The following is a 6426-nucleotide window of genomic DNA, read 5'->3' on the forward strand; positions in this document are numbered from 1 at the left end:
GACAGGCTCCACGGTCTCCAACTCCACGGCGGTATCAGTCATTTGACGTCACTCCCATGATCGTCGGATCCGCCGTTAGATTTACACTCCCGGGCTCGCAGGGAATCAACATGCTGATTTGATCCCCGTGGGGCGGCTGTTCGCGAGGAACGCGGTGACGTCAGCGGGCGTGCGGAACCTGGCTGTCGAGGGTGGAATGGTGTAGCCGTGTTCGGCGAGGAGGGGCTGGACTTGGTGAACGGCTCTGGTGAGAGTGCTGCCGTTGACTCCGAAGAGCTGGGCGAGCAGGTCTCGGGTGGCGAGTTTGCGCAGGTAGAGCACGGTGGCCAGGACTCTGTCGGCGGTGGTCAGTTTGTCCTTGGCCCCGGCGCCGCGAGCACGGATGCGCTCGCCTCCTCTCTGCCGGAGCCGTCCTTGCTCACGTAACTCATCCAGTGCCTGGGCCAGTTGGTCGACGACTTCGTCCAGCGTCGGTTCGGGCATGCCGGTCAGCTCCGGGTTGCGCAGACACCCGGTGAAGGGCGGCTGGGGTGGGGTGTCTGATCGCGGGCTCTCGGTTTCACCGGTCGCGCTGGAGGTGTCGCGAGGCTGAGGGTGGAGGGTGTAGTTCCAGTCGCCGTGGAAGCGGTGCCGGTGCATGGGCAGAGCGTCGATGTCGCTGTCGGTGACCTTGATGCCGGTGTCGTAGGTGCCCGGGTCGAGTTCGGCGTGGACGGTCAGCCCGGTGCGGGTGGTGGTCGCCGCGATGCTGTTCACGATGACGTCGTGGCTGTTCAGCGGGCGACCGCGCCAGTTCATGGAGATGTGGGAGAACAACCGGTGCTCGATCTTGTTCCACTTCGAGGTGCCCGGCGGCATGTGGCAGACCGTGATGTCCAGGCCCGTCTCGGCTGCCAGGGCTGCGAGTTCAGTCTTCCAGGCGCGGGTGCGGTAGCCGTTGGACCCGCCTGCGTCCGCAGTGATCAGCAGACGAGTGGCGGCCGGGTAGTCGTGCCGGCCGCGAGCCTGCCACCAGCGTCGGATGGAGGCGACAGCGAACGCGGCGGTGTCGTGATCGGTGCCGACGCTGATCCAACCGGTGTTCGCGGCGATGTCGTAGATCCCGTACGGGATCACCTTGCCCGGTCCCTGCCGGTCCAGGAAGTCGTGCGTCTTGACCAGTGCCGGCTCACCCTCGGGCCGCCACTGACGGCCCGCATTCTTGTAGTCGCCGACGAGTTCCTTCTTCTTCGTGTCCACGCTGATCACCGGTTGTCCGGCGCCCATGTGCTGTCTGGCCTGCTCGTTGATGTAGCGGAACTGGGCGTCACGGTCTGGGTGTTGTTTGCCCTCGATGGTCTTGGAGCCGGCCTGCAGGCTGAAGCCCTCCTGGCGCAGCAGACCCCGACTGTGTCCGCGCTCACCCTGTGCCCCTGACGGGTGAGTTCGGCCGCGAGGTTCCTGGTCGACTTCACCGTCCAGCGCAGCGGCGACATCGGATCGCCCCGCTCGTCAGGTTCCACCAGCGCCAGCAGCGCGGGCCGCAGCCCCGGATCAAGCTCCACGGCCTTCTTCCGCCCACCGCCGGGCTTCCGTACCCGGCCCAGAGGCTCCTCGCCGGCCTCCAACTCGTCCACACCCTTGCGGACCGTCGTCTCGCTGACCCGAGCCGCCCGCGCAACCGCCCGGATACCACCATGCCCCAAGATCCGGGCCTCGGCCCCCATCACCAGCCGCCGCTGCCGCTCGTCCAGATGCGGGAACAACACCCCGAACTTCACAGCGAGTTGATCACGAATCTCATCCGAGATGCCCATACCAGACCAACGAGCCCACTCGCGCGAAGCAACACGTTGATTCTCTGCGAGCCCTAACGACGTGGTGTACGACAGCAAGTGGGGTCTACCAGGAATTACCGGTAGTTCGTTAGCTTCGGCAGTAGAGGTCAATGCCGTGTCCGGTGGTGACCGCGTCGATCAGGGCCTGGAGTTCGGAGGGTGGGTCCTTGTCCGTCCAGGCTTGCCACCATCGGTTGAGGGTGACGGCAGGGGTGAGCCAGGAACGGATGACGCGTAAGGCCCTGGGTCAGCAAGGCAGTTGGGGCCGGTGGGACTGGGTCGGTCCCCCTCTCTGACCCCTCGTCGGGGCACGGGTCCGGCGCGGTGGCATCCAGGGGTCCGGGTGGGGCGAACCACTGGTCCCAGCAGAAGGAGAAGGCGCAGTTGACCAGGGTCTGGTGGCGGCGGATGGCACGGTCGGAGCGGACCTGGAAGTCGGCCCAGCCGAGTTCGTCCTTGATCTGCTTGTAGCTCTGCTCGATCCAGGGCCGCAGTCCGTAGAGGCGGACGATCTCGGCGAGGTCGGCCGGCGGGTGGGGGCCGGTGGCGGCGGCGTGGGGTGCGTCGGGGTGGGGAAGGCTGGTGGCCAGATACCAGGTGGCCTTCGGCGGCAGGCCTGCCGGGTCGGTGGTGGCCACGACCAGCCGGCAGGGTGAGGTGGGACCGTAGCCGCCCAGGTGGGCATCAGCGGCCCACCAGGTCTCGGTGTGCCCGTCGCGGAAGTGACGCTCCACAGGTGTCCAGTCGCCGGGACGCCTGGCATCGTGCCAGGTCAGAGCCTGGGCGGCTTCGATGGGAGTGTGTGGCTGGTCGGCCCGGGCCCAGGTGCCGCGGTGCGGCTTGAGCGCCACCACGTAGGCCAGGCCGGCCTCGCGCAGCGCGAAATACCAGTCGTCGCTGACGGAGTAGGCGCAGTCGGCGACCACCGCCCGGCAGCCGAAGCCCGCCTCCTTCCCGCGGACCGCGAGGGCGGCGGACATGCGGCTTGGTGCGGAAGGCCGGGTCGGACCGGCCGCGGGCGAAGTGGTGGGCCGGGGTATAAGGGTGCGCGTGCAATGGGTAGTAGACGCGGCCGTCGGTCCACACCGTGGTCACCGTGACGATGCCGTTGTCCGTCTTGCCCAGCCGGCCCAGCCACCTCCGGCCCACGTTGGCCGTGGCGGTGCCGTCCTTGCGGTCCCCTGAGTCGTCGATCACGATGACCCCGCCGTCGTGCGGAGCCGTCGCCGACTGCTCGCGCAGCAGCTCAAGGCGCCGGTCGTTGACCTGCTCGGCCTCCCACGGCGATTCGGACAGGAAGAACTGCAGCCGCTGCACGCCCGGCGTCCCCGCACCCGCCACGGGCTCCGCACCTGCCAGGCAGGTGATCGTCTTGTTCCGCTCCCGCGGCGCCAGCAGTCCCGTCAGGTACTCGCGAAAACCCCGCCGCTGGGCCAGGCTGAAGAAGAGGTCGTCGAACCGGGCCGCGTACTCCTCCAGCGGTCCCGGCGCGGGCGGACACGGGCGGCGAGCAGTCATCATCAGCCCCCAGCCAGGCAGTTGACTCCTACCACCGGCCTACGACCAGCCCTGCCTCCCGTCAACCCACACCACCGCCCAATTCAACGAACTACCGGTAGGTCTTCCTGTCAGTACTGATCACGAGCATGTTGGATGTGTGGACGCACATGATGTGAACCTTGTCCGGGCCAAGTTGGCGTTGTACGTGGCTGATGTGTTCGCGTCGGCGTCGCGCAAGGATCAGCGGGCCAAGGACGACTGTTATCTGCGGGGACTGATGCTGGACGGCCGCCGGAAGTCGATCCAGGCGATGGCCAAGCGACTGCCGGATGGCAACGAGCAGAACCTGCAGCAGTTCGTGAACCAGTCCACATGGGATCCGGTGCCGGTGCAGCGGCGGATCGTTGAGCGAATGCTGCCGCTCATCAAACCGACGGCCTGGGTGATCGACGACGTGTCGGTGCCCAAGGACGGACAGATGTCGGTCGCCGTGGCTCCCCAGTACTGCGGGGCGTTGGGCAAGCGCGCGAACTGCCAGGTCGCGGTCAGCGTCCATGCCGCGACCGACACGGCCTCCTGCCCGCTGCAATGGCGGCTGTTCCTGCCCGAGGAATGGGCGTCGGACACTGCCCGCCGGGCCATCACCCGCGTTCCCCCCGAGGCCACGCACCGCGAGAAGTGGCGCCTCGCCCTGGACATGCTCGACACACTGGCCGACTGGGGCATGAAGCCGCCGGTAGTCGTGGCCGACGCGGCCTACGGCACCAACGCACACCTGCGGACAGCGCTGTCCGAGCGTCGCCTGGCCTACGTCCTGGCCATCCGCTCGGATGTGAGCGCCCATCCCTTCGAGGCAGAGCCCGTGGCCCCGGCGCGCAACGGGCCCATCGGATGCTGGCCCCAGCCGCGTTACCGGCAGGCCGCACCGTCGGTGGCTGCCCTGGCCATCAGGCTCGGGCAGGAGGCATTCGCCCCTCTGGCCTGGCGCAACGGCTCCCGAGGAGAGTTACGTTCCCGCTTCGCCGCCGTGCGCGTACGGCCCGCCGGCAAAGCAGTCGAGCGTCCGATCAAGGCCGCGGCATCGGCCGAACAAGGCTGGTGGGACGGGATCCTGCCCGACTGCTGGCTGCTGATGGAATGGCCCGCCGACGCCGACGCACCGACTGAATACTGGCTGTCCAACCTGCCCGCCGACACCTCCGCTGCCGACCTGGTCCGTCTGGCCAAGGTCCGCTGGCGCATCGAACACGACTACCGCGAGCTCAAACACGGCCTCGGCCTGGACCACTTCGAAGGCCGCTCCTGGCCGGGCTGGCACCACCACATCACCCTCGTGACCGCCGCCCACGCCTTCCTCACCGAACAGCGCCTGGCCCCAAAAGTGCCCACACCGGTCTCACCCTCTACCAGATCCTCGACACCCTCCAGGGCATCCTGAGGTGCTGGACCGGCATCTGCAGCACCTGCCACCAAGCCCTACCCGCCAGACCACCCACGACTCCAAGATCCAGATAGACCTCACGGAGTCCTATTAGAAAGTACACGCCCGGGCGTCCCTGAAGAGGGACTGGCCCTCACCCGAGGCGCCGCTCCACAATGTGTGCGGCGGGTCCCGCCGAGTGCGGTGCCGCCTGCTGGCTCATGCCGCAGTCCCTGTCTTCCGGCGCCGACCGCTGGGGGCCGGCGCCGCCGGAGACCCAGCTCCGAGACACGAGTGCCGACGGACTGTGCAACCCCAGCGCCGCCGTAACCCACTGCCCTTTGCTGCGGCGGCCTCGTGCGCCTGGGGTGCCCACTTGATCAGGAGAGGAACGAGCTTGTTCGGATTGGTGGTCCGCTTCATGTGCAAAGACGGCTCCGCGGCAACCGCGTTCGACACTCTGGTGACGCCCATCGTGGAGCGGATCCGCGGCGAAGAGCCGGGGACGCTGGTCTTCGCGGTGCACCGCGTCGAGGGCCGGCCGCTGGAGCGGATCCTCTACGAACTCTACCGGGACAAAGGCGCGTTCGAGGAGCACGCCTCCAAGGACTACATCGAGGACTTCGCCGCCGCACGGGAGGCCTACGTTTCCGCGGCGGAGGTCGACTGGCTGGACCTGGTAACCGGCACCGGCACCGGCACCGGCGCCTAGGACGTGTCCGACGGGTCAGGCGCCACAGCCCTCGGCCAAGTGGTTCGGCCCCGACTCTTCGCTGTCATGTCGAGCTGACCGGAAGGATCGGTCTGCTGTTGCCGCCGGGAGTGACGTTCGCTCGGCGGGATCAAAGGTCGGAAGGGAATCATGGTGGGAACGAAGTGGTCTGCCGCTCCGTGTGGCACAGCCCTGGCCCTGATCACTGTCATGGCCGCTGCTGCGGCGCCGGCGGCTGCCCACGGCCAGGCATCAGACGGGGCCCAGCTGGCCCAGCGCATTGCGCTCACGAACTCGGACAACGGTCGATCTGTGACCGCGAGCTTGGGTGACGACAACGAAGTTCGGCTCACCGGCTACCGCGAGAACGGACTCACCTGGGTCTGGAACACCCCGACATCCAGCGACTCCGCCGTTCTCCGGCGTTCCGCCGGCGGTACGACACCGAGCGGCGACGCATCAGCAGCCTTCCACACGGAACATGACGGCACCGCCACCATCACCGCGCAACGACGCTGCCGCCCCGACCCAGGTCATATCTGTCCTTCGGTGGTCACGCCGTGGAAGGTCACAGTCGAAGTGAAGTGACCTCATGGAGGGGTCCAGCCTTCGCCTGTTGCCTGACCCGTCGGACACGGCCTCGTCCGCATCCCGACCCAGGAATGAGTAGCCATGGGCCTCAAGCCTTTGCTGCAGACGTCAGAATCCATCGGCCAGGACTGGAGCGAGACGCTCTCACCCGAGGTCGTCACCTGGATCGACGAAGAGCTCTACCGCCGCGAGGTGGCCACACTTCCGATCTGCTGCGTGGATGTCTTCCTGGTGCGCGCAGGCCGCACGCTCCTCATCCGCCGGCGCGATGAACCGCAGGCCCGGCGACTGTGAGCCTTCGCCATCTTCGAACGTGCAGGTCGGAGGGGCTGGTGTGCGGTTTGGTCGGGGTGCTCGGGCTGGTCGCGGGCGCGAGTCCTCGGTCT

At 67.7% G+C, this 6426-nt stretch carries 5 protein-coding genes and 2 pseudogenes; 4 read left to right on the top strand and 3 right to left on the bottom strand.

Annotation, left to right across the window (positions count from 1 at the left end):
- Positions 1–105: 105 nt before the first annotated feature.
- From AB0N07_RS49330 to AB0N07_RS49340, 3 genes and pseudogenes are all read right to left on the bottom strand, one after another.
- Positions 106–1796 (bottom strand): annotated as a pseudogene (locus AB0N07_RS49330) (ISAzo13 family transposase).
- A gap of 128 nt (positions 1797–1924) precedes the next feature.
- Positions 1925–2797: a transposase gene (locus AB0N07_RS49335; protein ID WP_365847321.1), complete on the bottom strand. Its 873-nt coding sequence runs from the start codon at positions 2795–2797 to the stop codon at positions 1925–1927.
- Positions 2798–2909: 112 nt separating this feature from the next.
- Positions 2910–3338 (bottom strand): annotated as a pseudogene (locus AB0N07_RS49340) (transposase); the annotation flags it as partial.
- A gap of 136 nt (positions 3339–3474) precedes the next feature.
- Here AB0N07_RS49340 and AB0N07_RS49345 point away from each other — a divergent pair.
- From AB0N07_RS49345 to AB0N07_RS49360, 4 genes are all read left to right on the top strand, one after another.
- A complete protein-coding gene (locus AB0N07_RS49345) occupies positions 3475–4755 on the top strand; it encodes an IS701 family transposase (RefSeq protein ID WP_365847323.1) in 1281 nt (426 codons plus the stop codon).
- A gap of 379 nt (positions 4756–5134) precedes the next feature.
- On the top strand, positions 5135–5449 hold the full coding sequence (locus tag AB0N07_RS49350; protein WP_365847325.1) for an antibiotic biosynthesis monooxygenase: 315 nt from the start codon (positions 5135–5137) through the stop codon (positions 5447–5449).
- Positions 5450–5659: 210 nt separating this feature from the next.
- Entirely contained in the window at positions 5660–6037 is a 378-nt protein-coding gene (locus tag AB0N07_RS49355) for a hypothetical protein (protein WP_365847327.1), read from the top strand.
- An 84-nt stretch (positions 6038–6121) separates the two neighbouring features.
- Positions 6122–6334, top strand: coding sequence for a hypothetical protein (locus AB0N07_RS49360; RefSeq protein WP_365847329.1), 213 nt, complete (start codon positions 6122–6124; stop codon positions 6332–6334).
- Positions 6335–6426 lie beyond the last annotated feature (92 nt).

Origin of the sequence: Streptomyces sp. NPDC051172 (assembly GCF_040682555.1) — a bacterium.
GTDB lineage: Bacteria > Actinomycetota > Actinomycetes > Streptomycetales > Streptomycetaceae > Streptomyces.